We start from the raw sequence: 24,973 nt of genomic DNA on the forward strand, positions 1-24,973 counted from the left end.
TTTTTTGTCGATAACAATGAAAAATATGCGATGAATTGCCGGATTTCATTTTTAGAGAAGATTTTTACAATAATTTTAACCTCAATCCGTTGATAAAACAATAAATTGCACATTAATTAACAACACACATTATGAGCCAGATAAAAATACTTTGGGTAGACGACGAAATCGACTTACTGAAACCACACATATTATTTCTTGAAAAGAAAGGTTATAACGTAACCACCTGTAACAACGGTCAGGATGCCATTGAAGTATTTGAGGATAATAATTTTGATATCGTTTTTCTAGACGAAAACATGCCTGGCTTGAGTGGTCTTGAAACTCTTTCTGAAATTAAGGAAAAAAAATCAGCTACGCCGGTAATTATGATTACCAAAAGTGAAGAAGAGTACATTATGGAAGAAGCAATCGGTTCCAAAATAGCCGATTATCTGATTAAACCGGTGAATCCAAATCAAATTTTGTTGAGTTTAAAAAAGAATCTGGATCATTCAAGATTAGTTTCAGAAAAAACCACGTTGGATTATCAAAAAGAATTCCGAAAAATAGCCATGGATATGGTAATGGTAAATTCTTATGAAGATTGGATCGAACTATATAAAAAACTCCTGTTTTGGGAAATCGAATTAGAAAACATTGAGGACCAAAGCATGGTTGAAATTCTTGAAAGTCAGAAGCTGGAAGCCAATTCCCAATTCGGTAAATTCATCGAAAAAAATTATGAAAAATGGTTTTCCAGTGAGGATAACCGACCGTACCTTTCTCATGAAATTTTCAGGAAATTAGTGGTTCCGGAGATCCGAAAAAAAGACAAGCCAATTCTTTTTGTAGTAATTGATAATTTGCGTTACGATCAGTGGAAAGCCTTTGAAAGTGTGGTAAACAATCATTATAAATTAGAAAAAGAAACCAGCTACTTCTCTATCCTCCCGACAGCGACACAGTATGCGCGTAATGCTATTTTTTCAGGAATGTTGCCTTTGGAAATGGAAAAAAACTATCCGCAATACTGGAAAAATGATACTGATGAAGGCGGGAAAAACCTGTTTGAAGGCGAATTCCTTACGGAACAGTTAAAACGGTTGCGAATCGATATTAAGCAAGAGTATTACAAAATCACCAACTTTAAAGACGGTAAAAAGCTGGTTGATAATTTTAAAGGATTGAAAAACAATGATTTAACTACAGTTGTTTACAATTTTGTGGATATGCTTTCACATGCTAAAACCGAAATGGATGTAGTTAAAGAGTTGGCTTCCAACGATAAAGCCTATCGTTCATTAACGTTGAGCTGGTTCAGAAATTCACCATTACTTGAAATTATTCAATTGGCACAACAGCAAGGTTTTCGTTTGATCCTTACAACTGATCATGGGACTATCAACTGTAAAAATCCTTCTAAAGTAATCGGTGATAAAAATACAAGTTTAAATTTGCGTTATAAAACAGGACGCAGTTTAACGTATGAAGATAAAGACGTTTATGTGGTTAAGGATCCGAAAAAGGTAGGATTGCCAGCCATCAATATGAGCAGCTCATTTATTTTTGCAAAGAATGATTTATTTCTGGCTTATGTCAATAATTATAATCATTATGTAAGTTATTATAGAAATACTTATCAGCATGGTGGGATATCCCTTGAGGAAATGATTATACCTTTCTTGGTGTTTGAACCCAGATAATCAGCAACTTTAAGTTGATTTTTAGAATTGTAGGAATTAATCTTTGAAATTATGTACTTTTTGCTACATTTGATGACGAAGATTAATTCCTCTTTTTTATATGATGAGTAACCCATTGGAAATTAGCTTTTCTCTTAACGAAATACAGGAAGTGGCCCGTAAAATTTTATCGCAGCCTCTCAAAAAAGTGATTACGTTTCATGCAGATATGGGCGTTGGAAAAACCACACTCATTAAAGCGTTAGTTAAAGAATTAGGTGTTGAAGACATGACCTCAAGTCCTACTTTTTCATTGGTTAACGAATATCATACGGATAAAGGTGAAATTGTGTATCATTTTGATTTATACCGTTTAAATTCAGAAGATGAGGCTTATGATATGGGGCTTGATGAATACTTCTATTCCGGAAACTGGTGTTTTATCGAATGGCCGGAAAAAACACCGCACCTGATCCCACTTGATCATGCTTCCATTTACATCAGGCAGCTTCCTACAGGGAACCGGATTTTGATTCTTAAATAATTGTCCTATGCTTATTTTTCGTAACTTGTACAAAACAATCTAACTGCATCATGCCTATAACACCTTTTACGTCACAACAATTAATTCCACAGGAAGAAAAACTGGAAGTGCAAAAACATAAAAGTCAGCTTTTTATAGGAATTCCTAAAGAAACGTGTTATCAGGAACGCAGGATTTGTTTAACGCCTGATGCAGTTGCGTCATTAACTTCACACGGACATAGGGTTTTGTTGGAATCCGGAGCGGGTTTAAGCTCGAGTTATTCAGACAAGGAATATAGTGAAGCCGGTGCGGAAATTACAAGTGATACTAAAAAGGTATTTGGATGTCCTATGCTCCTTAAAGTAGAACCGCCTACTTTGGAAGAAATTGAAATGGTTAATCCTCAGACTATTATCATCTCGGCATTACAGATAAAAACGCAGAAAAAAAATTATTTTGAAGCTTTAGCCAATAAAAGAATAACCTCCTTAGCCTTCGAATTTATTAAAGACGAAGACGGTTCGTTTCCGGCAGTTCGTTCGTTATCTGAAATAGCAGGAACGGCTTCCGTTTTAATTGCCGCCGAATTAATGATTAATCAATCTATCGGGAAAGGACTTTTATTTGGAAATATTACCGGAGTGAGACCAACTGAAATAGTAATTTTAGGTTCTGGAACAGTAGCTGAGTATGCTGCCAGGACAGCTTTAGGATTAGGTGCAAACGTGAAAGTATTTGACGATTCAATTACCAAACTTCGTAGATTACAAAACACCTTAAATCAGCCAATATTCACCTCAACTATTCAGGAAAAATCATTGTTAAAATCCTTAATGCGTTGCGATGTGGCAATTGGAGCCATGCGAGGGAATAACAGAACGCCGATTGTAGTTACAGAAACTATGGTTGAACACATGAAAAAAGGCGCTGTTATTGTAGATGTAAGCATTGATACCGGAGGATGTTTTGAAACCTCTGAAATTACATCACACGAAAAACCAATTTTTATTAAGCATAATGTAATACATTATTGCGTTCCTAATATTCCTTCCCGTTATTCCAAAACCGCGTCAATGACCATTAGCAACATTATTACACCTTTCTTAATCCAGATTGCTGATGATGGAGGTATTGAAAGTGCCATCCGTTTTAACCGCGGATTAAAAAATGGTGTGTATATGTACCACGGGCTTTTAACAAATAAGTCAATTGCTGATTGGTTTAATATTCCTTACAGAGATATTAATTTGATAGTATTTTAGTGTTTGCTAAATAGATTGCTTATTTTTGCCCAAAATTAAATACCATGAAATTTGTACATCGTTTAGCCTATTATCTTTTTGGATTGTTGTTAGGCGGAATGTTTTTGTTTTTTTTCTTTCAGAAGAAGAAAACAGAGTTTTGTTATATGCCTAATTGCCGCGTCTTAAAAGATTTAAGAAGTAAGCCTCTTGAGATTTCAAAAGATGTTGATGCCAAAATGAAAGAAAAAGTAATCACTTTGGAAGATATCAAAGCTTGTTTAAATAATGGTGATGTAGATTTTTCAAAAAGTAACAAACCTTCTGATAGCGGTAAGTTATATGTAATTGAAGGATTAAGTACTAAGAATGAAGAAATTACTGTTGAGATGATTAATCAGTCTGAAAAAGTTATCCTGAAAAGCATCCAAAAACAATAAAAATAATCTCAAAAGCCTTGTGTAATCAAATATTGAATGTATATTTGCACACACAATCGGGCGATTAGCTCAGCTGGTTCAGAGCACCTCGTTTACACCGAGGGGGTCGGGGGTTCGAACCCCTCATCGCCCACCAAAAGGGATACTTTTTAAGTATCCCTTTTTTTATACATTAAAACTTCACTTTTCTTCTTTTAGATTACCCATTTTTGTTCCAGATATTATAAGTTGCATAAGAATACTGGGCCTAATTATTAAAAATTTTACAGCCCAATGTAAGAATAGACTCAATAAATAATAAAAAACATTTGTATATTGGCAGGGAACTATAATTTAGGTACTCAATTGTAATTTTATATCTGAATTGATGCCAAAGTAGTAATTCACTAACTTCCAATATGAAAAAAATACTGTTTTTCTTTTTTCTTTTAATATACTCCTTGCACACGTTTGCTCAAAATAATATCGCAACTGTAGATCAATTAATAGAACAGCTGCAAGGTTTGACAAGAAGCAATAGTTCAGATATAGTGTATTTACAAACCAGCAAAAACATCTATGAAACCGAGGAAGATGTTTGGTTTAAAGGATACGTCTTGGATGGACAATATTTCACCCTATCACAACGTAGTAAAATACTCTTTGTACAATTAATAGAAGATCAAACGGATAAAGTAGTTTGGAAAAAAAAATATGAAATAGAAAACGGCATCGTCAGCGGGCATCTTTTTTTGAAAAATACATTACCAGAAGGAACATACAGTTTAGCGGGTTATAGTGCTAATTCATTCTTCAGAAACAGTAAAGAGTTTTACGCCCTGAAAAAAATAAAAATTGTAAAATCAATAAACCAGAAAATTATTGCCAATCCTATTGAAAAAGATAGTATTATTCATTTTACTACTTTTCCAGAGGGCGGCAGATTGGTTTCTGAAATTCAGAGTACCTTAGGGTTTAAAGCTGTAAATTCAAAAGGATTACCAATTGATGTTTCGGGTACTTTATTTGAAAATAATATTCCTTTGCTACAATTTAAAAGTAAGCATTCGGGTATGGGAGCTGTTATTTTTACGCCAAATAGCAATAAAAAATACCATATACAATTAACAGAACCCGCATTGGTAGGGACTTTTCCTGTAGGACCAATAGATCAAAATGGAAAAGTATTAAGGCTCTTAAGGAATTCTAAAGAAGATTTATTATTTAAAATTTCGCAAAGTGATGCTTTACCAGAAGAAAAAGTCTACTTGCGACTTCAAGTAAGAGGTGTGGTTTACAGCATGGCCTCAGGTATATTACAAAAGAATTTATTAATCAAAATTCCTCTAAAGGATATTCCTCAAGGCATTGCAGAAGTGACTCTTTTCAATGAAAATGCAGTTCCGCTGGCAGAAAGACTCGTGTATGTGAATCAAGAGCAAAAGCTAACAATTAAGACAGAGCTCGATAAAAGTAATTACAGTACTAGAGAGTTAGTAAATTTAAAAATAAAAGTAACGGACCAAACCAATCAAGGAGTTGTTGCCCATTTAGGATTAAGTGTGTATGATGGGTTGTATCAAAACAAACAAGACGCTAAAAATATTCAGAGTCATTTTTTACTAACATCACAGCTAAAAGGAACTGTTTACAATCCAGGGTATTATTTTGACGAACAGAATAAAGATCGCGAACAAGTCTTAAATCTGTTAATGCTTACCCAAGGCTGGAGAAATTATGTGTGGGATGACGCTAATGTAAAAGAGTTGGTCACTATGCAAAAGCCAGTTGTTTTTGATGAGTTAAAAGGAAAAATCCAGTTAGCAAAACCCGATAAGATCGCAGCAAACGCATCAATGCAGAAAATGATTAAAATATCTGCTGCAGACAAAAATAAAGGAGTGGATTTTATAATGACAGATTCAATTGGCGATTTTACCATTACCTCTAATGATTTAAAAAAAGGAGAAGGTGGTTTTACTTATATTCAATTAATGACCCCACCCAAGCCAAAATATCTTATGAATTTTAAGGATTTTTCGTTTGAAGAAATTGACAGAGAACGTAAAACAAAAACGTTACTTTACCCATTGCAAGGTTCCGAAAAAGCAGATTCAAAAGAAATTTCTCCATTTGCAGATCGTGTAGTCATAAATAAATTAGATGAAGTTCTGATTTCCTCAAAAAGGAAGAAAACAGTATTTCGAGACAAGTATATCGGAAAACTGGACAGTTTGGCTCGGGCAGAATTACAAGCTCCTAACGATGATTATGTGTGCATAAATAATATTTTCAACTGTCCTAATCATGTGAATGCCCCAGGAAACTCCCTGCCTGTTGTAGGGCACGAATATATAAGAAATAAACCCTATCCTATTGGAGGATATAAAAATGCAAATAGTCGTCATCCAGTCTTTACAGAAGCCGAGCTTCTAAACAGGTTTAATATTGCAATGGTAGAGGGGTATTATGGCAAGAAAGTATTTTATGAAGCGGTTTATGATAATGTAACAATAAATGATCCTATTCCGGATTACCGTAACACCTTGTTTTGGAAACCGGATATTATTACCAACGAGCAAGGAGAAGCTAAAATAACATTTTTCTGTTCGGATATTAACAGCTTATTTTTAGGAAATATTGAGGGCGTAAGTGGAGATGGCTTGTTAGGTGCAGATAATTTCAAATTTTCAGTTAATAAAAAAGTGAAATAAACTTTGAATGTCTCCAATATAGCATCTTTTCGAACTAAGAAAATACTTGTACAAAAAGAATAGTGCTTATGTATACTACTGCTTTCAAAATTAAGAAAGTAAATCGGGTGATTAACTCTTATGGTTTAGAGCATCACGTTTGCACTGAGAATTCAGAGGTACTAACTCTTAATCGGCCACAAAAAAAAATCCTTAAGCAATTAAGTAACTTTTTATACTTTCCTTTCAGAAGTTTCGTTATTACTAAAAAAAAATGAAGCTCAATCTGATATCTTTCTCTGCAATAAACAGTTTTTTAATAACTCATCTCCTTTTCTTTATCGATGAAGGTTACTATGATTTCCGTTGGATGAAAGATAGTGGCAACTGGCTGGTATTTATGATTTATTTTATTGCCTTGTTCGGAATACTGATACTTATCAATTCGCTTCTTGAAAAATACAAAGTGAGAAGATTGTTTCAGATAATTATTAACCTGATAATTTTTCCGGTTGTTCTTATTCTTTTCGCTTGCTGTATATAAATAAAAAAACTCCGAATCGCTTCGGAGTTTTTAATTATAATTTTCTTCGTTTTTTTTCTGTTTCCAGAAGCATTAACTCTCTTCCGGTTTGTCCTGCTACAGAAGTGTTTTCTTGGGCACGACGAATCAAATACGGCATCACATCACGAACAGGGCCAAAAGGTAGATATTTTGCTACATTGTATCCGTTTTCCGCTAAATTATAACTAATGTTATCGCTCATTCCGTATAATTGTCCAAACCAAATTCGGTTGTCATTCTTGGAAATACCTTTTTGAGCCATTAATTCCATTAATTTATAAGAGCTCAACTCGTTATGGGTTCCGGCGAAAATGGCCATTTTGTCAATATGCTGCATCATGTAGTTGATACACGCATCGTAATTATCATCAGTAGCTTGTTTTGTCGGACAAATTGGATTCTTGTATCCTTTTTCGTCTGCACGTTTCGCTTCTTTTTCCATATATGCACCACGAACTACTTTCATACCAATATGAAAACCGTCAGTTTTAGCTTGCTCATGAAGCTTTTTCAGATAATCCAAACGATCCCAACGGTACATTTGCAAGGTGTTGAAAATCAACGCTTTTTCTTTGTTGTATTTGCGCATCATTTCGGCTACCAAATCATCAGCGGCATCCTGCATCCAGCTTTCTTCTGCGTCGATTAAAATCATTACATCTTTATCAAAAGCAGTTTTACAGATTACTTCAAAACGGTTTACTACCCTATCCCACTCTGCTTTTTCGTTATCGGTAAGCGATTTGTTTTCTCCTATTCTTTCATACAATCCTATGCGGCCTACACCTGTCGGCTTGAAAACCGCAAAAGGAATTGCTTCTTTAGCTTTTGCAAATTCGATAGTTTTTAAAGTCATTTCCAAAGCGGCATCAAATTGCGCTTCTTCCTCTTTACCTTCAACAGAATAATCCAGAACGGATGACACTCGTTTGGTGTACATTTTATCAACAACTTTTAAGCAATCTTCTTCGCTTACACCGCCACAAAAATGATCAAACACCGTACTTCTGATAATTCCTTCAACCGGCAAATGAAGGTTTAATGCAAAATTTGTCAAGGAAGTTCCCATTTTTACCAAAGTAGGGTTTCCAATCATTTTGAAAAGAAAATGAGCTCTGTTCAATTCACTGTTGTTTTTCAGAGCAAATGCTACTTCGGTATTGTTGAATATTTTTTCCATCGTGATTATTATAAATAGGTTTGCAAATATACGCATGGATTGAAAATATTTCATAAAAAATGCCTTATTTTGCTCATCCTTTAACAATACTTCAAAATGCAAACGATAAACGCCAACGGATACTCTGTTTACTTTAATGAGAATTGCCAAAATTATTTAAGCGAAATCCTTAAACCTGAGGCATATTCAAAAATTTTTATACTTGCTGACAGTGTAACGAGTGAATATTGTTTACCTGATTTTTTAGCAAATCTGGCTACTGATGTTCCATTAGAAATTATCGAATTTGAATCCGGAGAACAGTTTAAAAACATTGAAACCTGTTATGAAATATGGTCGGCGCTGACAGAACTTGGCGGCGACAGAAAGAGTATTATAATTAATCTTGGCGGAGGTGTCGTTACCGATTTAGGAGGATTTGTGGCCTCAACCTTTAAGCGTGGTATTGAATATATAAATGTACCTACTACCCTTTTGGCTATGGTTGATGCCTCTATCGGCGGGAAAAATGGTGTGGATTTAGGAAACCTTAAAAATCAAATCGGAACCATTACAACTCCAAAAGCGGTTTTAATTTCTACGGGATTTTTAGCGACTTTGCCACAAAAGCAAATGCGTTCCGGTTTAGCAGAAATGCTTAAACATGGGCTTATTCAGGATAAAGGTTATTGGGATACGTTTAAAAATTTAAATGGTTTAAATACAGATGATTTAGATGCTTTAATTCATCAGTCAGTTGAAATAAAAAACAATATCGTTTCACAAGATCCGACTGAAAACGGAATCCGTAAGGCTCTTAATTTTGGCCATACTTTAGGTCATGCAATAGAAAGCTTTTTTTTAGAGAACAAACCTAACGAAGCATTATTGCATGGTGAAGCTATAGCGGTAGGAATGATTTTAGAAAGTTATCTTTCTTTGGAAAAAGGCCTTATTTCGAATGAAGAATACCAGGAAATAAAATACATAATTCTCGATTTGTTTGAACGCGTGTCTTTTAATTCTGAAGATATTAAAAACATCATGGATTTACTGATTCATGACAAGAAAAATGAATTTGGGAAAGTGCAATTTGCATTATTGAACGGAATCGGTAATGTCAAAATCAACCAATTTTCTGATAACGAATTGATTTACAAGGCGTTTGAGGATTATAAAATGTAATGTTTTTTTAGTAAAATTTCTTTTAAAATACGTTTTAATATTTTTTACATTTGCGGTAATGAAAAAAGATCAGCAAATACAATTGCCAGACAGCATCAGTGCAAGAAAAAACAAATCGTTAACTAAATTACAACGTATTGTTTTTTCGATTAAAAGCTGTCGTAATTTTGAAATTTTTCATTTTACTAACCCGCTTCATGAGGAGCTTCAAATCGTATATGCTAATTTAAGAGTTTGAAAATCAGTTGTTTTAGGAAATATTTTATTAAATTTATAATCTTATACAACTAGGCATTCAAATGAATACTAAATATTACGACTTAATCAACCAGACTTTTTACTTCCCACAGGAAGAATTCACTTTAAATAAAGATAACCTTCAATTTCATGGCATTGACCTGATGAAATTGGTGGAGCAATATGGAACACCTTTAAAATTCACCTATCTTCCAAAAATTTCTGAAAACATCAACAAAGCAAAGATGTGGTTTAGAAATGCGATGGAAAGACATGGCTATGAGGCTAAATATTTCTATTGCTACTGCACAAAAAGTTCCCATTTTGAATTTATTCTTAATGAGGCTTTAAAGAATAACATTCACATTGAAACTTCTTCCGCTTTCGATATTGACATAGTAGAGCGATTAATGGAAGAGGGAAAAATCAATAAAAATACTTTTGTTGTTTGCAACGGTTTTAAACGTGATCAGTATATTTCAAATATTGCACGACTAATTAATAACGGACACAAAAACACACTTCCTGTAATTGACAACTTTGAAGAGTTAGATTTATTGCAAGAAGAAATTGAAGGGAAATTCAAAATTGGTATCCGTATTGCTGCGGAAGAAGAACCAAAGTTCGAATTCTATACCTCTCGTTTGGGAATCGGATATAAAGACATTGTTCCGTTTTATCGTAAGCAAATTCAGGATAATAAGAAGGTTGAGTTGAAAATGCTTCACTTTTTTATTAATGCCGGAATTCGCGATACTGCTTATTATTGGAATGAGCTTTTAAAATGTATGAAAGTGTACATTGCCTTGAAAAAAGAATGCCCATCATTAGATAGTTTAAATATCGGTGGAGGATTCCCAATTAAAAATTCATTAGCTTTTGATTATGATTATCAATACATGGTCGATGAAATTTTAAATCAGATTAAAATCGCCTGTGATGAAGCTGAAGTTCCTGTCCCTCATATCTTTACTGAGTTTGGATCCTTTACCGTAGGAGAATCAGGCGGCGCCGTTTATCAGGTTTTATACCAGAAAAAACAAAATGACCGTGAAAACTGGAACATGATTGATTCGTCTTTCATTACTACCCTTCCGGACACTTGGGCAATCAACAAACGTTTTGTTATGATGGCCGTAAATCGATGGAATGACACATATGAACGCGTACTTTTAGGAGGTTTAACCTGTGACGGAGACGATTATTACAACTCCGAACAGCACATGAACGCTGTATATTTACCAAAATATAACAAAGAAAAACCTTTGTACATTGGTTTCTTTAACACCGGAGCTTACCAGGAAACTATTGGAGGTTTTGGAGGCTTACACCACTGTATTTTACCTCATCCGAAGCATATTCTGATTGATAAAGATAAAAACGGAATATTTGCAACTGAGGTGTTCTCAGAGCAGCAAAAAGCCGAAGATGTTTTAGAAATCTTAGGGTATAATAAGAAAAAACAATAATTAAATTACATAAAAAGAGATATAAAAATGAGTAAAGGACCTATCAGTCAGTTTGTTGAAAAACATTATCTTCATTTTAATGCTGCAGCTCTTGTAGATGCCGCAAAAGGATACGAAGAACATTTGTTGGATAACGGAAAAATGATGATTACACTAGCGGGTGCGATGAGTACAGCTGAGTTAGGAAAATCATTAGCCGAAATGATTCGTCAGGATAAAGTTCATATTATTTCTTGTACCGGTGCCAACCTTGAAGAAGATATTATGAACCTTGTGGCGCACAATTCATACAAAAGAGTTCCAAACTATCGTGATTTAAGTCCTCAGGAAGAATGGGATTTATTAGAAAACCATTACAACCGTGTAACCGATACTTGTATCCCAGAAGAAGAAGCTTTCCGTCGTTTGCAACAACACTTATTTGATATCTGGAACAATGCAGATTCTAAAGGAGAGCGTTATTTCCCGCACGAATTCATGTATCAGATGATTAATTCCGGTGTTTTAGAACAATACTACGAAATCGATCCAAAAGATTCATGGATGGTAGCTGCTGCTGAGAAAAATTTACCAATCGTAGTTCCGGGATGGGAAGACAGTACAATGGGTAATATTTTCGCATCTTACTGTATTAAAGGTGAATTCAAAGCCACAACAATGAAAAGTGGTGTAGAATATATGATGTGGTTAGCAGATTGGTATACTAAAAACTGTGAAGGAAAAGGAATAGGATTTTTCCAGATTGGTGGTGGTATCGCAGGAGACTTCCCTATTTGCGTGGTACCGATGTTGTATCAGGATATGGAAATGCACGATGTTCCGTTTTGGAGCTATTTCTGTCAGATTTCCGATTCTACGACAAGTTACGGTTCATATTCAGGAGCTGTTCCTAATGAAAAAATCACTTGGGGTAAATTAGATATCACAACTCCTAAATTTATTGTTGAATCTGATGCTACAATCGTTTCACCTCTTATTTTTGCTTACGTTTTAGGCTGGTAAAATTTTAAAAAAAAAAATTAAATTTTATTTGAAAATAAGATTTAGGATATTACATTTGACCACATACAAAGATTAAAGCACAACGAATGAAAAGAGTAATTGTAGATTACGCTAAATTAACAAATGAGATCTTAACCCTTTTGGTTGAGAAGTTTCCTGACGGATATGATGATTCTGATGTTATCCGTTTCAAAAACGCTAAGAATGAAACAATTGAAGCAGTTGAAGTACGTACAGAAGACACCATCTACTTGGTAAAAGTAAGTACAAAACTAGCTGACAGAATTGAAAATTATGATGAAGACGATGAAGATATCGACGGAAGTGAAGATTCATTGGACGCATTAAAAGAGTTAGACATTGAGGACAACTCTGATGATGATGAGGAAGAAGAGCCAAAAGATGAACCAACTGACGAAGACGATTCAGAAGAAGATTAAAAAAAAGGAACTCAATTCGAGTTCCTTTTTTGTATTCATTAAAGATAGCGTTGCTTAAAAATACGCATATGGTGATTCTGATGACCAATAATAATAAAGCCTACAGCTCTAACAGACATCTCTCTTTCAGAAGCAATTCCTGTTTTTAAAAAATCATCCGCTGTAAAACTTTTGAAAAGTGCTATAGTCGAGTGGCGAACAGCAGATAATTCCATTAATAAATCTTTCAGATGTCTTTGATTGGCAATCGGATTTACGGTATCTGCAAATAAATTTTCATCATAACCGGGAAGTTCTGTTTTATCATTTCTTGAAAAACGCAAAGCTCTGTAACTGAAAACGCGCTCAGCATCGATAATATGCTGAATAATTTCTTTAATGGTCCACTTACCTTCCGCATAGCGATAATCAAATTTATCCATTGGAATATCCTGAATAAATTGAATTGTTTTGTATAAACTGATTTCCAGTTCATCCATAAGGTTAATGTTTTCCTCTAAAGCATCCAGATAAGGCTGATAAAAAGGCGCGTACTCATTTTGTTGCAGTTGTGTAGGTTTCATATTTTGATTTTTGATTAGTTAAATAAAAATAAATAAAAAACCCGAAGCTTTCACTTCGGGTTCTATATTAAGTTGCCTTACATGTCTTTGAAAATTGTGTGCATCAAACGTTTTTTATCGTTGATACTTTCTTCCAATGAAATCATGGTTTCTGTTCTGTAAACACCTTCAATGTCGTCAATCATGAAGATAACCTCTTTAGCGTGTTTGGTGTCTTTAGCTCTGATTTTACAGAAAATATTAAATTTCCCTGTTGTTACATGAGCTACAGTTACAAACGGAATTTCGTTAATACGCTCCAAAACAAATTTAGTTTGTGAAGTGTTATGAAGAAAAACCCCTACATAAGCAATAAATGAATAGCCTAATTTTTCATAGTCTAACGTTAAAGACGAACCTTGAATAATTCCTGCATCCTCCATTTTTTTCACACGAACGTGAACTGTTCCGGCAGAAATCAGTAATTTTTTAGCAATATCGGTAAAAGGAACTCTTGTGTTGTCAATCAGCATATCTAAAATCTGATGATCTACTTCATCCAAACGAAACTTACTCATACTATTAATTTATCTGTTATTTGTTTTAAATGTTCAAAATTAAGAATAAATAATTACTTTTTTATTAAAGAAATAATTAATTTATTATTTTTTTAGCAATCCATTAACAATTTTATTATGCTTTCCTATGATAAAATCAGCTTTTGAATCTATTATTGGTGTTTTACCCTCTTGATTTTCAAATAGTTGATTGTTGAAATCATAGGTGTAATGACCAAAATTATCATCCAATCCTCCTATTTGTCTAATGATTGCTTTAAAAACAACTTCTTCATTATCAAGTTCTTCGCTGTAATGGGCTGCAAAATTAATACTTTTTTCAAAACCATCAAGTATTATTTTGACATTTTTATAAATAAAATCTAAAAAAACAGTCATATTTTGAGGAATATTAAAATATTCATCTGTTTTGTTAACAAGAATTTCATTTTCAACAATGACTCTTAAGGCTTCCATATAAGAAATGAAAATCATTTTTCGTGTTTCTTCCCTATCGTAATCCTCTTGAAAATGACCTGCCTCAAATAAAATTGTAGGGGCTCCTAAGGATTGAAACATATCGCCTATGCAGTTAATATTAAAGGAGTCGTCAAATCTTCCTACCTGATTTGGGATATGTTTTTGTAGTTCTTGGTTCATGGCAGCTATAATATTAATAGCTTTCTGACGGCAGTCATTAATGGATCGTTCTTCATTGAAAGATGGCGCCAAAAAAGAAACCGTTGCAGGATTTGCAGTATGACCGGCTGCAAAAATGGTTCGCTGATCATGTAAATTAAAGCAAAAATCAGGTTTAAAAACATTGAAAAGCTCTCTTACCACGCGACTTTCAGGCTGTGACAATTCAACGGAGTCCCTGTTTAAATCAACTTCATTGGCATTAACCCTAGTATAAACCTCAGCACCATCAGGATTTAAAATTGGAATACATATTATTGTGCACTTTTCTTTTATACTTTTTGCAAAGGCATTATCACTCTTTATGAAATTAAAGAAATCGAACAACGCTTTAGTACAGGTACTTTCGTTTCCATGCATTTGTGACCACATGTAAATTTTGGTTTTCCCAGATCCGATTTTAACTCGATATATAGGTTTCTTTTTTACAGATTCTCCAATAACCGAAACATCAAAATAATTTTTCAATTCCTCTAAAAGAGGTTCAATATGCTTATTGGTTATATAGCGTCCAAAAAGATTTGGCTCTTTACAATCTTTAAATAAGTGTTGGTAATTCATGAGATTTTTTTCTATTTACAAAAGTAAACATCTTATTTTTTACAATTGTAAACTTATAAAAATATAACATAGTTTAGTTTTGTAAACAAATATTCAATGCATCTGAGTTTCAATACCTCTTATAAGCATAGATAAGCTTTTAACGTAATTACTAATATTTTAAATCATTAATTATCAATTATTTAAAATGCATCATTTGAACCTGAACTTCTATTAATTACATCCTTTTTTCACTGTTTACAGATGTAGATTTGTGTAATACAAATGATTTGTTTACATTTGTAATTCAGGGTAATATTTCAAACTATTTACAATGGTAAACATCGATGATTTTATAAAAAGACTTGAAACCATCTTCGAATATTATGGTTTGTCGGCTTCTGGTTTTGCAGACAAAATTGGTGTACAACGTTCAAGTTTGTCTCATCTACTTTCAGGCAGAAACAAACCGAGTTTAGATTTTATCATGAAAATTGCAGAGGTTTTTCCTGAAGTCGATCTGTATTGGATTTTGAATGGAATTGGAAATTTTCCTAAAAGTGAAACTCATGAAGAAGTGGTTCAGAATTATCAGCCTGCTTCTACTCTATTTTCAGAAGTGCAAAATGAAGACTCAAAAACTCATGTTCAGCAACCTGATTTATTTTCTGAACCAAGTATCGAAAAAAATCGCGTAAATGAAAATCCTGAAGAAAAATTTTCAAATACGCGAAATTTAGAAAGTTTAAAAAAAGACTCGGAAATTGACCGAATCGTTGTCTTTTATAAAAACGGAACGTTTAAAAATTACATCTCTGAATAATTAGCCTTTAGGCGTGTAACTGTATTCCGGTACTTTCCCAATTATTCCTTTAAAATGTTGTTCCAATGCTTTAAAATCTTCCTCTTTATTGCCGGTTGGCATAAATGGATCGAAAAATTTAACGGTTTTATTTCCCCAGTCAAAAGCAACCGGAATAATTGGTACATTGGCTTTCATTGCGATATAATAAAATCCTGTTTTCCATTCGGTTACCTTTTTACGCGTGCCTTCAGGAGCGATGGCTAACCGAAAAACTTCTCTGGTTTCAAAAACTTTGGCAATAGCATCTACTTTATTTTCAGTCTTTTGACGGTTCAACGGCTCGCCTCCCATCCATCGGAAATAAGCCCCAAACGGAAATCGAAACAATTCTTTTTTTGCCACAAAATTCATATCAACCTTTAATATCCCTCGGGTAAATAATCCTAAGTAGAAGTCATGCCAACTAGTATGTGGTACTACGATCATTACACATTTTTTAATATCCGGAGAAATGGCACCATCAATCTTCCATCCCATTAATTTGAAGAATATAAACTTGTAGAGAATTTGTTTCATTATAAAAAGTTTGGTTCAAAAATAACATTATATTTACGAATAGAAAATGTCTCGATTGATGATTAAGAAGATTCTAAGTTACTTCATCCCTATAAACATACATAAAAAAAATTCAGAAATCAATAAAACCCTTGAAGTTACCTGGGCTAATGGTCAATTGGTGCTCGATTCAAAAAATACAAATTATTCCTATGGAAGTTTACAGCGTATTCTCCGAAAAGGACTGCATTATATCGGTTTTGAACGAATTAGAGGTTTTGAGAATGTCCTCGTTTTAGGTGTTGCCGGAGGAAGTGTCATTAAGACATTGGTAGATGAAATTAAATTTAGTGGTAAAATTACGGGTGTTGAATTAGATTCTAGAGTCATTGAAATTGCTAATCAGTATTTTGGATTAAATAAGATTCCGAATGTTGAAGTTGTAATTGATGATGCTTTTGAATACGTTCTGAAAACCAAAGAAAAATACGATTTGATTATTATTGATATCTTTCAGGATACTACAATGCCTAATTTTTTGTTTGAAGATTTTTTCATTAACAGGATTAATTTTTTACTTAAAGTAAATGGATTTATCTTGTTTAATACGATGACTTTATCTGAAAGAGATAGAAAAAGAAACGAAGCCTACAAAAATAGATTTTCCGAGGAATATTCTGTTAGAATGTATCCAAAAGTTGAGTTTCACAACGAGCTTTTTACCATCAAAAAACTGAAGTGATGTTGGTTCAAAATGTGCAACTTGAAATCAAAAAAGCGTCTAAAGAACAGATGCCGATTCTGGTAAATGCGCTTGAATTTTCTAAATATCCTTTTCAGTTGCATTCCAATTATTTTGCAATAGTCTGGATTCATGAAGGAACGGGAATCATGGAAACCGACTTGATGAAAACTAGTTTTTCGGCAAATCAGATTTTGTGTTTTAATACGTATCAGGCGTTTGTTTTGTTTTCAAAAACACCTGTAAAAGCCTCCCTTTTGCTGTTTCATGCTAATTTTTTCTGTATTGAAACATATCATCATGAGGTTGGCTGTAACGGTGTGCTTTTCAATAATGTGTATGCCACTTCCAAAATTGATGTTCCGAATGCTAATCTTGAAGAATTAACGGAAATCTTTAATCATATTACTTCAGAAATTAAGGAAGATGAACTGGCTTCAAACGAACTGGTTTTTTCCTATCTAAAAATCTTCCTGATAAAACTCACTCGTTTAAAATCGGAATTCAACCCGGGAAACCGTAGCAAAAGTAAGCGACTTCCCGACTTTCTGGAACAGCTTACGATACTTATCAATGAGCATTTTCATAAAGAGCATCAGCCTTCTTACTATGCTGAACAACTAAATGTTACCGTAAAAACGTTGAGCCATGCCACAAAAAAGTTTTTCAGTAAGACTGTTACGGCACTGCTGCAGGAAAAAATCATATTAAAAGCAAAATGGGAATTACTTCATACCAATACGCCAATTAAGCAAATCGCTGCCGGCTTAGGTTTTCAGGACGAATACTATTTCAGTCGTTTCTTCAAAAAACACATTGGCATTGCTCCAAAACAATTTCGTGAGGAAGAATGGAACATCCGACGTGGTTTTTTGTCCATTCCTTAGTGGGTTTTGTCCATTTTATTACCTGATATACTTTTAGAAATTTGCTGTAAATCAAAAGAATACGTTATGAGTTTATTTTTTGAATATGCAGTAGCTCTGGAAGAAAAAGCAATTCATCTAACCAGAATAGCTTTAATAATCGTTTTAGTTTGGATTGGCGGATTGAAAGCCTTTCGTTATGAAGCACTTGGCATTGTTCCTTTTGTAGCAAACAGCCCTACCATGAATTTCTTTTACACACATGAAGCATATGAATATAAGAAGCATATGAATAAAGAAGGAGAATACAAGCCGGAAAACATCGCTTGGCACGAAAAAAACAACACCTATTTATTTTCATACGGTCTTGGAATTGTGATTGCGGGAATCGGTATTTTGATTGCGCTTTATCCGATTTCAGTAAAATTATCGGCCATTGGAAGTTTCTTAGCTTTCGGAATGTCGTTTGTTACACTCTCTTTCCTGATTACTACTCCCGAAACCTGGGTGCCAAATCTGGGAGACACTGAATTTGGGTTTCCTTATTTAAGTGCAGCCGGCCGATTGGTTATTAAAGATGTGATTATGATGGGAGCAGCACTGGTAACCATGAGTCATGCCTCGAAAAAATACCTGATTGAAAAGAAAACTGCTTAATCAAAAGGTAAATCGGAATCCGAAAACTTCTAAATCGTCTTGTTTGAAATCTAAATCATCGGAACGCTTAAAACCAATAGCTTCATACATCTTCCAAGCCGGTTTCATAGCGTTGGTTGTATGAATAATCATTTGCTTTTGCTTCTGATTTTTAGCTTTTTCCAGACAACTAAGGGTTAAAGTTTTACCGATTCCTTTTCCTCTAAAGCGATCATCGACGGCAAGAAGACGAAATCCCGCCGCATTTTTTTCCTGAGTTGCCGTTCCTTTTGAACCGTAATATTGCATATCATCAAAATAAACAACGGCTCCTGCAATAACTTCTTCAAGGGAAACTGCTACAAAAATTTCTGTTCCGGGATTTACTGTAAGTTCGCCAACGTTGGCAAGCATTTGGTAATATTTCGGATGCTCGTCCGGCTTTGGAAAACCGTCGAGTGCACTGTACACTTTAACCATTAGTTCACCAATGTATTGATACTCTTCTGGTTTAGCATTTCGAATGATATACTCTGAATTACTCATGTTATACAAGTTTACGTGCTTTTTCTAAATCTTCAAGTGTGTCAATTCCGATGCTTCCGTGATCGGTTTCCACCATTCGGATGCGTTTCCCGTATTCTAAATATCGAAGTTGTTCCAGCTTTTCGGAAGCTTCCAGTGACAGCATCGGTAAACGGTAAAAATCCATCAGCGCTTCTTTTCTGAATGCGTAAATTCCGATATGCTTCATATAACGAACTCCAACGTTTTCTTCTCTCGGATAAGGGATTACCGAACGTGAAAAATATAAGGCAAATCCTTTTTGATCCACAATAACTTTCACATTATTAGGATTTTCAATTTCCGACTTGTCTTTGATTTCAAACATGAGTGAAGCCAGATCGACTTTGTTTTCAGTATCATTTCTGAAGATTTCAATCACCTGTTCCAATGGTTTTTTATTGATGAATGGCTCATCGCCCTGAACATTGATAACTACGTCAACATCCATGTTTTCAACGGCTTCCGCAATTCGGTCACTGCCGGATTCGTGCTCTTTGATACTCATGATGGCTTTGCCTCCGTTGGAAATTATTTCGTTGTAAATCAAATCCGAATCGGTTACCACAAAAACATCGTCAAATAAATGGGTTTGCATTGCGGCTTCGTAAGTTCTAAGGATAACAGTTTTTCCTCCTAAATCCTGCATGAGTTTTGCAGGGAATCGTGTGGAGGCGTAGCGTGCTGGAATTACGGCGATTATTTTCATTTATTTTAGGAACTAAGGTTCTGAGGCGCTAAGGTACTGAGTTTTTTTTGAAAAAGGAACTAAGGTTTCGAGACGCCAAGGTTAGGAGTTTTTATAAAAATTGAGGGCTAATTATCAAAATATTCATCCTGAAAACCAATTAGATACAATTTATCTTTGGCGCGGGTAACAGCAGTGTATAACCATCGGATATAATCTCTGTCGATTCCATCCGGTAAATACGGTTGTTCGATAAAAACGGTATTCCATTGTCCGCCTTGCGACTTATGACAGGTAATTGCATACGAGAATTTCACCTGAAGTGCATTGAAATACTCATTATTTTTCACCTTTTGTAAACGACGATATTGCGAGGTTTCATCCTCATAATCTTTCATAACTTCCTGATAAAGAAGGTTACTCTGATCGTATGTTAAAGATGGAGATTCACTCATTACAGTATCCAAAATCAAAATGGTTTCCAGCGGAATCTGGTTCGGATAATCAATCATTCGGATTTTTACTTTCGCGAATTTAAAACCGTACAATTCTACAATTCTGAAGATTTCTAAAATTTCGATGATATCCCCGTTCGCAATAAAACCGGCTTCGTCACTGTCTTTCAGCCAGAAATAATTGTTTTTTACGACCATCATAAAATCGCCAGCGGAAAGCTCGTTTTCCTTATCCAGAATTTTTAATCGGATTTGCTGATTGTACTGATTTGCACGTTTGTTGGAACGCACGATAAAGGCAGTATCTTCAATGGAATAGTTAGAATACGCAGCATGAATCGCATCCTGAATATCGTAACCATCGGTCAATCGGACAATATCTTTGAAGCCACGTAGCTGAAACTGAAACGTATCAATAAAATGAGATTTTAAAATCTCCCTTAATTCCGTAGCGTTGAACAAAATTCCCGATTTTTCTTCCTGGCGCATTACTTCATCTAACTCAATATGAGGTACTTCCATGTTATAATTCATAGAAAGTTTATCCATATCCAACGCAGGGCTAACATCCATTCCTACTGGTGGTAACTGAGCAGTATCGCCAACCAAAATCATTTTACAGTTGTGTCCGGAATAGATGTACATAATTAAGTCGTCCAACAAGGAACCATTTTCGTACATGCTTGATTCTGTAGGCGAATCGGAAATCATGGAGGCTTCATCGACGATAAAAATCGTATTCTTAAACTTATTAGTCTGCATGGTAAAACTCACGCCACCACTACCCTTTTTCGGGAAATAAATTCGTTTGTGAATCGTATGCGCCGGTTTTTCAGAATAATTCGCCATTACTTTCGCAGCGCGACCGGTTGGCGCCAGTAAAACATATTTTTTATTGATGTCTTTCAGATGTTCAACAATCGTAGAAATGACGGTTGTTTTTCCAGTTCCGGCGTAACCTTTCAGCAAAAAAATCTCGTCTTGATTCTCATTACTCACAAAATCAGCTACTTTCTGAAAAAAAATGTCCTGTTTAAGCGTAGGCTGAAAAGGAAAGTTGTTTCGAAGTGTGTTATAAAACTTAGCTGGAATCATGTGGAATTAGTAATGATAAAGAAATCCAAAGATAACAATGAAATTTGAGCATATTCGGTAACAGTAGGAAAAAAAATGTAAATTTGTCCGGCTTAATAATCTTACTTCTTATATGTCAGACACTTCAATAGTTTCCAAAAATTACAAAAAACTGTCCCTGCAGGTTGCTCTGAATGGTCTTTCCTTTTGTGTTTTCGATACATTGAACAATACGGTAAAGGAAATTCAAGAAGTAAAATTTAATCATACACAGTCTTTGGAAGATCAGTTATGGCGCACTTTCGTGGATTATCCTCCGCTAACCAAGGCCTATGATGAAATAATGGTACTGCACGATAACAATTTAAGCACTTTTGTTCCGAAGTCTTTATTTGAAGAGGAAGCCATGGGAAGTTATCTGCAATACAATACTAAGGTTTTTGAAACTGATTTCTTCTCTTACGATGAAATTGAACCCCATGACATGAATAATGTTCACGTACCTTATGTAAATGTGAACAATTTTTTACTGGATCAGTTCGGCAGTTTTGATTATAAAAATGTAAATTCGGTTTTGGTGTCCAAATTACTGGATTTATCAAAAAATAAAATAGACAGGCAGGTTTATGTTCATTTGCAGGAAACGCATTTTGAAATTGTAATAACCAATCAGTCTAAATTACTGTTATACAATTCTTTTGAGTATAAAACTCCAGAGGATTTTGTGTATTATTTGCTGTTCACCTTAGAACAATTACAATTAAATCCGGAAACCATTCAAGTTACATTACTTGGAAAAATTACGGAAGAAGATGCCCGTTTTGAAATGGCTTATCGCTACATTCGTCATATTGCTTTATTAGATGTGTCAGATATTGCTTTTAGGCTTTCTGTTAAAAATGAAGCTGCTTTACAATACTTCACCCTTTTAAATTCATGAGAATAATTTCCGGTAAATATAAAGGAAGACGCATTACGCCACCCGGTAACCTTCCTGTTCGCCCAACGACTGATATGTCTAAAGAAGCTTTGTTTAATATTCTGAACAACCATTTCAATTTCAGTGAATTGCGTGTTTTGGATTTGTTCGCCGGAACCGGAAATATAAGCTATGAATTTGCCTCTCGCGGTGCTGAACCTATAATTTCCGTAGATGGTGATTTTGGCTGCGTGAGTTTCATTAAAAAAACGGCTAAAGAATTCGACTTCGATATTACGCCGATTAAAAGTGATGTTTTCAAATTTTTAGAGAAAAACAAAGCGAGTTACGACATCATTTTTGCCGATCCGCCTTATGGAATGGAACAAAAGGACTTTGAAAAAATCATCACCTTAATCTTTGAAAATGAATTGCTTGAAGAAGATGGCATGATGGTTATCGAACATTCCAAACACACCAAACTGAATCACATGGAAAACTTTTCATTTGACAGGAATTACGGTGGTTCGGTGTTTACTTTCTTTGAATTTGAAGGAAGCGAAGAAGAAACCATCGACGAAGAAGGTGATGATGACGAATTCGACAGCTAACTATCGTATTCTGTTCGCATTTTCATCCACATTTTTTTCTTTAAATTCCGAATTTTTAACCTTTCCGAAAGTATATTTTACGGTTAATGCAATCATACGTGAATCGGTATAATATTTTCCGTTTGTGGTAATTCCGTTCATATTGTAACTGTCATAATAGTTTAGTTTCCTGAAAATATCGTTGGCACTTATCGTACAATCAAAGTGTTTGAAGATTGTTTTTGAAATGGCTAAATCCATAGAGAATATGCCTTTGTTCTTATATACACCTTCATACTGATCTGTCAATCCCCAAGCTGTAAACGACAATTCAATTTCTCTAGGAAGTTTAAAAACGGAATTGGAATAACCGTAAAAATAAGGTTTTGAGTTGTTTACGACAGTAGTTTCATCTTCAATCTTGCTTAAAGTACCGCTCAACACATTGGTTACCGTCCAGAATTTATAAGTAAAAGGCAAAGTAAACTCGATGTTATAACCGGATTGTTTCTCGAAATTGGTCATCATTAAAGTAAGTGCATTATCCGATTCATTATAAAAAGTACCATAATACACCGGATTTGATCTTCGGACGTAAGCCACACGAACTGATTTATTATTATAATCGAAAGTTCCTGCAATTTCATCCGTTATCATCGGATTTAAATTGATGTTATTGGCAAAAGCAAAATAGGGATTTATGTATGTTAAAACCTGATTTGTAGCGGAATAACTTGGCCTTGCAATACTTTTCGAATAATTTAGGGTAATGGTTTTAGTGCTGTCTACTGCAAAACTGAGTTGTGCTTTCGGAAAAAGATTGTTGAAGTTTTTATCTACTAACTGTACTTTTTCCAAAACATTTTCTCCTTTTACAATGGTTTGTTCCGTTCTTAGACCGAAAGAATAATTTATTTTTTTTAAAACACCTGATACTTGCGCATAACCGGCAACATTCTTTTCCTTATGTACATAATCCGAAACTTGAATTGCTTGCGGATTCTGAATTTCATTGTGAAAATAAGTCGTTCCTTCAGCTGTAAGTGCCACTGCTCCAAGTTCCAGCTTCATTTCATTTTTAAATGTTTTTTCGAAATCGGCTCTTGCGGAGAAAACGGAAATATCGAATTTTTGACGTCGTATTTGCGATAAAGTCATTCCGGAAGCATTGTAATCATCAAAAATATTCCCATCAACACGTTGACTGTAATCGGAATATTGAAAACCGGTAAACAACTGTCCGTCAACACTTTTTATTTTATGATTGTAATTTGCGAAAGCGTTGTAAAAGTTTCTTTTTTCGGAATTTCGGTTTAAGGTTTCAATATAATTTTCTGCATTTGCATCTTTATTATAAGTATCGGTGGTGATGTCGAAACGCTCATTTTGAGTTCTTCCGTTTACAGTAAAAGAAAGATAATCATCGGCATTTATTTTGTAGAAAATCCCGGTACCGAATACAAATTGCGGTCTTTTCGTAACAGCTTTTGTCAAATAATTCGAAGTGATGTTTTCTGCCGGAATCGAAAAATCATTCCCGTTGCTTTCCCATATTGTCAGTTGATTGTAATTGAAATTGGCCTTAAACTCTGCTTTTTGTTTCTTAAGATTTGCATTTACGCCAAAAGAGTTATTGAAATATCTCTTAACCGTTGCGTTTTCGGTAATATCTACTTTAAAACCTTCTTTTTTACTTAGTTTACGGGTTATTAAGATTACCACTCTTCCCTCCGCTTCGTATTTTGAAGAAGGGTTGTTGATAATCTCAATGGTTTTGATATCGGCAACATCTAACGTATTCAAATCATTAATCCCAACTTTTTGATTGTCAATATAAATCAAAGGATTGCCTTTTCCGATAACTGTAATGCTTTCTCTGTCAGGACTTAATTGTATTTTAGGCAGTTTCGCCAATAAATCCAAAGTATTGGGAACAGCGTTGAAAATGGAATTGGCTACATCAAGTTTTATGTTTCCGTTTTTATTGACGAAGGTTTTCGGGGTCGTTGTTACCACAATTTCATCGAGCGTTTTTTCTTTTTTCTCTTCATTTTTCTCTTCTTGTGAATAGCTGAATGTTGAAGTAAGTAGCGCACATAAAATAAGGCCGAAATGTTTTTTCATAGTCTAAAATTTGACTG

24 protein-coding genes and 1 tRNA gene are annotated in these 24,973 nt (G+C 34.4%); 16 read left to right on the plus strand and 9 right to left on the minus strand.

Going from position 1 to position 24,973, the window contains the following annotated elements:
- Positions 1 to 131: 131 nt before the first annotated feature.
- From ABGT15_RS03760 to ABGT15_RS03785, 6 genes are all read left to right on the plus strand, one after another.
- Positions 132 to 1,685, plus strand: a complete 1,554-nt coding sequence (locus ABGT15_RS03760; RefSeq protein ID WP_367230081.1) for a response regulator — start codon at positions 132 to 134, stop codon at positions 1,683 to 1,685.
- A 100-nt stretch (positions 1,686 to 1,785) separates the two neighbouring features.
- Positions 1,786 to 2,208 (plus strand): tRNA (adenosine(37)-N6)-threonylcarbamoyltransferase complex ATPase subunit type 1 TsaE, encoded by a 423-nt coding sequence (gene tsaE, locus ABGT15_RS03765; RefSeq protein WP_367230082.1) that lies wholly within the window; start codon positions 1,786 to 1,788, stop codon positions 2,206 to 2,208.
- A gap of 50 nt (positions 2,209 to 2,258) precedes the next feature.
- Entirely contained in the window at positions 2,259 to 3,452 is a 1,194-nt protein-coding gene (locus ABGT15_RS03770) for an alanine dehydrogenase (RefSeq protein ID WP_367230083.1), read from the plus strand.
- A gap of 44 nt (positions 3,453 to 3,496) precedes the next feature.
- On the plus strand, positions 3,497 to 3,871 hold the full coding sequence (locus ABGT15_RS03775; RefSeq protein ID WP_367230084.1) for a DUF4258 domain-containing protein: 375 nt from the start codon (positions 3,497 to 3,499) through the stop codon (positions 3,869 to 3,871).
- 58 nt (positions 3,872 to 3,929) lie between these two features.
- Positions 3,930 to 4,007, plus strand: a tRNA-Val gene (locus ABGT15_RS03780).
- 262 nt (positions 4,008 to 4,269) lie between these two features.
- Entirely contained in the window at positions 4,270 to 6,564 is a 2,295-nt protein-coding gene (locus ABGT15_RS03785; protein WP_367230085.1) for a hypothetical protein, read from the plus strand.
- 557 nt (positions 6,565 to 7,121) lie between these two features.
- On the opposite strand, the gene ABGT15_RS03790 is transcribed toward ABGT15_RS03785, so the two are convergent.
- Positions 7,122 to 8,288, minus strand: a complete 1,167-nt coding sequence (locus ABGT15_RS03790; RefSeq protein WP_367230086.1) for a proline dehydrogenase family protein — start codon at positions 8,286 to 8,288, stop codon at positions 7,122 to 7,124.
- 96 nt (positions 8,289 to 8,384) lie between these two features.
- On the opposite strand from ABGT15_RS03790, the gene aroB reads away from it, so the two are divergent.
- From aroB to ABGT15_RS03810, 4 genes are all read left to right on the plus strand, one after another.
- Entirely contained in the window at positions 8,385 to 9,452 is a 1,068-nt protein-coding gene (aroB, locus tag ABGT15_RS03795; protein WP_367230087.1) for a 3-dehydroquinate synthase, read from the plus strand.
- Positions 9,453 to 9,751: 299 nt separating this feature from the next.
- Positions 9,752 to 11,158, plus strand: a complete 1,407-nt coding sequence (locus tag ABGT15_RS03800; protein ID WP_367230088.1) for an arginine decarboxylase — start codon at positions 9,752 to 9,754, stop codon at positions 11,156 to 11,158.
- Positions 11,159 to 11,185: 27 nt separating this feature from the next.
- Positions 11,186 to 12,160 carry a deoxyhypusine synthase family protein gene (locus ABGT15_RS03805; protein WP_367230089.1) on the plus strand — a complete coding sequence of 325 codons (975 nt, stop codon included), beginning with the start codon at positions 11,186 to 11,188 and terminating at the stop codon, positions 12,158 to 12,160.
- Positions 12,161 to 12,246: 86 nt separating this feature from the next.
- Positions 12,247 to 12,600, plus strand: coding sequence for a hypothetical protein (locus tag ABGT15_RS03810; RefSeq protein WP_367230090.1), 354 nt, complete (start codon positions 12,247 to 12,249; stop codon positions 12,598 to 12,600).
- 38 nt (positions 12,601 to 12,638) lie between these two features.
- On the opposite strand, the gene ABGT15_RS03815 is transcribed toward ABGT15_RS03810, so the two are convergent.
- From ABGT15_RS03815 to ABGT15_RS03825, 3 genes are all read right to left on the minus strand, one after another.
- A complete protein-coding gene (locus ABGT15_RS03815) occupies positions 12,639 to 13,163 on the minus strand; it encodes a DinB family protein (RefSeq protein WP_367230091.1) in 525 nt (174 codons plus the stop codon).
- Between the two features lie 77 nt (positions 13,164 to 13,240).
- Complete coding sequence (locus ABGT15_RS03820; protein ID WP_026981529.1) at positions 13,241 to 13,720, minus strand: Lrp/AsnC family transcriptional regulator; 480 nt, start codon at positions 13,718 to 13,720, stop codon at positions 13,241 to 13,243.
- Between the two features lie 84 nt (positions 13,721 to 13,804).
- The gene (locus ABGT15_RS03825; protein ID WP_367230092.1) at positions 13,805 to 14,959 is read right to left on the minus strand and encodes a M14 family metallopeptidase; all 1,155 of its coding nucleotides are present in this window, start codon (positions 14,957 to 14,959) and stop codon (positions 13,805 to 13,807) included.
- Positions 14,960 to 15,272: 313 nt separating this feature from the next.
- Between ABGT15_RS03825 and ABGT15_RS03830 the strand changes: the two genes are divergently transcribed.
- The gene (locus ABGT15_RS03830) at positions 15,273 to 15,761 is read left to right on the plus strand and encodes a helix-turn-helix domain-containing protein (RefSeq protein WP_367230093.1); all 489 of its coding nucleotides are present in this window, start codon (positions 15,273 to 15,275) and stop codon (positions 15,759 to 15,761) included.
- Here the strand turns inward: ABGT15_RS03830 and ABGT15_RS03835 are convergent, their stop codons facing one another.
- On the minus strand, positions 15,762 to 16,319 hold the full coding sequence (locus ABGT15_RS03835) for a 1-acyl-sn-glycerol-3-phosphate acyltransferase (RefSeq protein WP_367230094.1): 558 nt from the start codon (positions 16,317 to 16,319) through the stop codon (positions 15,762 to 15,764).
- A 58-nt stretch (positions 16,320 to 16,377) separates the two neighbouring features.
- Here ABGT15_RS03835 and ABGT15_RS03840 point away from each other — a divergent pair, with 58 nt between their 5' ends.
- The 3 genes from ABGT15_RS03840 to ABGT15_RS03850 all read left to right on the plus strand — a co-directional run bounded on the left by ABGT15_RS03840 (position 16,378) and on the right by ABGT15_RS03850 (position 18,563).
- Complete coding sequence (locus tag ABGT15_RS03840) at positions 16,378 to 17,040, plus strand: spermidine synthase (RefSeq protein ID WP_367230095.1); 663 nt, start codon at positions 16,378 to 16,380, stop codon at positions 17,038 to 17,040.
- Positions 17,040 to 17,927: an AraC family transcriptional regulator gene (locus ABGT15_RS03845; protein ID WP_367230096.1), complete on the plus strand. Its 888-nt coding sequence runs from the start codon at positions 17,040 to 17,042 to the stop codon at positions 17,925 to 17,927. The genes ABGT15_RS03840 and ABGT15_RS03845 overlap by 1 nt, the downstream gene beginning before the upstream one ends.
- Positions 17,928 to 17,993: 66 nt before the next feature.
- Positions 17,994 to 18,563 (plus strand): DUF417 family protein, encoded by a 570-nt coding sequence (locus ABGT15_RS03850; protein WP_367230097.1) that lies wholly within the window; start codon positions 17,994 to 17,996, stop codon positions 18,561 to 18,563.
- Here the strand turns inward: ABGT15_RS03850 and ABGT15_RS03855 are convergent, their stop codons facing one another.
- From ABGT15_RS03855 to ABGT15_RS03865, 3 genes are all read right to left on the minus strand, one after another.
- On the minus strand, positions 18,564 to 19,088 hold the full coding sequence (locus ABGT15_RS03855) for a GNAT family N-acetyltransferase (RefSeq protein ID WP_367230098.1): 525 nt from the start codon (positions 19,086 to 19,088) through the stop codon (positions 18,564 to 18,566).
- Position 19,089: 1 nt separating this feature from the next.
- Positions 19,090 to 19,815, minus strand: a complete 726-nt coding sequence (kdsB, locus tag ABGT15_RS03860; protein ID WP_367230099.1) for a 3-deoxy-manno-octulosonate cytidylyltransferase — start codon at positions 19,813 to 19,815, stop codon at positions 19,090 to 19,092.
- Positions 19,816 to 19,922: 107 nt separating this feature from the next.
- Entirely contained in the window at positions 19,923 to 21,344 is a 1,422-nt protein-coding gene (locus ABGT15_RS03865) for an ATP-dependent DNA helicase (protein ID WP_367230100.1), read from the minus strand.
- 112 nt (positions 21,345 to 21,456) lie between these two features.
- Between ABGT15_RS03865 and ABGT15_RS03870 the strand changes: the two genes are divergently transcribed.
- Both ABGT15_RS03870 and rsmD read left to right on the plus strand, forming a co-directional pair.
- Positions 21,457 to 22,263 (plus strand): DUF3822 family protein, encoded by an 807-nt coding sequence (locus ABGT15_RS03870; RefSeq protein ID WP_367230101.1) that lies wholly within the window; start codon positions 21,457 to 21,459, stop codon positions 22,261 to 22,263.
- Positions 22,260 to 22,853 carry a 16S rRNA (guanine(966)-N(2))-methyltransferase RsmD gene (gene rsmD, locus ABGT15_RS03875; RefSeq protein WP_367230102.1) on the plus strand — a complete coding sequence of 198 codons (594 nt, stop codon included), beginning with the start codon at positions 22,260 to 22,262 and terminating at the stop codon, positions 22,851 to 22,853. Before ABGT15_RS03870 ends, rsmD begins: the two co-directional genes overlap by 4 nt.
- Here the strand turns inward: rsmD and ABGT15_RS03880 are convergent, their stop codons facing one another.
- The gene (locus tag ABGT15_RS03880) at positions 22,854 to 24,956 is read right to left on the minus strand and encodes a TonB-dependent receptor domain-containing protein (protein WP_367230103.1); all 2,103 of its coding nucleotides are present in this window, start codon (positions 24,954 to 24,956) and stop codon (positions 22,854 to 22,856) included. It lies immediately after the preceding gene.
- Between the last annotated feature and the right edge of the window lie 17 nt (positions 24,957 to 24,973).

Origin of the sequence: Flavobacterium enshiense (genome assembly GCF_040750275.1) — a bacterium.
Classification (GTDB): Bacteria; Bacteroidota; Bacteroidia; order Flavobacteriales; family Flavobacteriaceae; genus Flavobacterium; species Flavobacterium enshiense_B.

What these genes read in the sequence shown, in the direction of transcription:
- ABGT15_RS03785 (WP_367230085.1), top strand. Translation starts at nt 4,270, where the DNA reads ATGAAAAAAATACTGTTTTTCTTTTTTCTTTTAATATACTCCTTGCAC.
- ABGT15_RS03760 (WP_367230081.1), top strand. Translation starts at nt 132, where the DNA reads ATGAGCCAGATAAAAATACTTTGGGTAGACGACGAAATCGACTTACTG.
- kdsB (WP_367230099.1), bottom strand. Translation starts at nt 19,815, where the DNA reads ATGAAAATAATCGCCGTAATTCCAGCACGCTACGCCTCCACACGATTC.
- ABGT15_RS03840 (WP_367230095.1), top strand. Translation starts at nt 16,378, where the DNA reads ATGATTAAGAAGATTCTAAGTTACTTCATCCCTATAAACATACATAAA.
- tsaE (WP_367230082.1), top strand. Translation starts at nt 1,786, where the DNA reads ATGATGAGTAACCCATTGGAAATTAGCTTTTCTCTTAACGAAATACAG.
- aroB (WP_367230087.1), top strand. Translation starts at nt 8,385, where the DNA reads ATGCAAACGATAAACGCCAACGGATACTCTGTTTACTTTAATGAGAAT.
- ABGT15_RS03810 (WP_367230090.1), top strand. Translation starts at nt 12,247, where the DNA reads ATGAAAAGAGTAATTGTAGATTACGCTAAATTAACAAATGAGATCTTA.
- ABGT15_RS03820 (WP_026981529.1), bottom strand. Translation starts at nt 13,720, where the DNA reads ATGAGTAAGTTTCGTTTGGATGAAGTAGATCATCAGATTTTAGATATG.
- ABGT15_RS03775 (WP_367230084.1), top strand. Translation starts at nt 3,497, where the DNA reads ATGAAATTTGTACATCGTTTAGCCTATTATCTTTTTGGATTGTTGTTA.
- ABGT15_RS03790 (WP_367230086.1), bottom strand. Translation starts at nt 8,288, where the DNA reads ATGGAAAAAATATTCAACAATACCGAAGTAGCATTTGCTCTGAAAAAC.
- ABGT15_RS03815 (WP_367230091.1), bottom strand. Translation starts at nt 13,163, where the DNA reads ATGAAACCTACACAACTGCAACAAAATGAGTACGCGCCTTTTTATCAG.
- ABGT15_RS03835 (WP_367230094.1), bottom strand. Translation starts at nt 16,319, where the DNA reads ATGAAACAAATTCTCTACAAGTTTATATTCTTCAAATTAATGGGATGG.
- ABGT15_RS03845 (WP_367230096.1), top strand. Translation starts at nt 17,040, where the DNA reads ATGTTGGTTCAAAATGTGCAACTTGAAATCAAAAAAGCGTCTAAAGAA.
- ABGT15_RS03800 (WP_367230088.1), top strand. Translation starts at nt 9,752, where the DNA reads ATGAATACTAAATATTACGACTTAATCAACCAGACTTTTTACTTCCCA.
- ABGT15_RS03770 (WP_367230083.1), top strand. Translation starts at nt 2,259, where the DNA reads ATGCCTATAACACCTTTTACGTCACAACAATTAATTCCACAGGAAGAA.
- ABGT15_RS03850 (WP_367230097.1), top strand. Translation starts at nt 17,994, where the DNA reads ATGAGTTTATTTTTTGAATATGCAGTAGCTCTGGAAGAAAAAGCAATT.
- ABGT15_RS03855 (WP_367230098.1), bottom strand. Translation starts at nt 19,088, where the DNA reads ATGAGTAATTCAGAGTATATCATTCGAAATGCTAAACCAGAAGAGTAT.
- ABGT15_RS03805 (WP_367230089.1), top strand. Translation starts at nt 11,186, where the DNA reads ATGAGTAAAGGACCTATCAGTCAGTTTGTTGAAAAACATTATCTTCAT.
- rsmD (WP_367230102.1), top strand. Translation starts at nt 22,260, where the DNA reads ATGAGAATAATTTCCGGTAAATATAAAGGAAGACGCATTACGCCACCC.
- ABGT15_RS03825 (WP_367230092.1), bottom strand. Translation starts at nt 14,959, where the DNA reads ATGAATTACCAACACTTATTTAAAGATTGTAAAGAGCCAAATCTTTTT.
- ABGT15_RS03865 (WP_367230100.1), bottom strand. Translation starts at nt 21,344, where the DNA reads ATGATTCCAGCTAAGTTTTATAACACACTTCGAAACAACTTTCCTTTT.
- ABGT15_RS03880 (WP_367230103.1), bottom strand. Translation starts at nt 24,956, where the DNA reads ATGAAAAAACATTTCGGCCTTATTTTATGTGCGCTACTTACTTCAACA.
- ABGT15_RS03830 (WP_367230093.1), top strand. Translation starts at nt 15,273, where the DNA reads ATGGTAAACATCGATGATTTTATAAAAAGACTTGAAACCATCTTCGAA.
- ABGT15_RS03870 (WP_367230101.1), top strand. Translation starts at nt 21,457, where the DNA reads ATGTCAGACACTTCAATAGTTTCCAAAAATTACAAAAAACTGTCCCTG.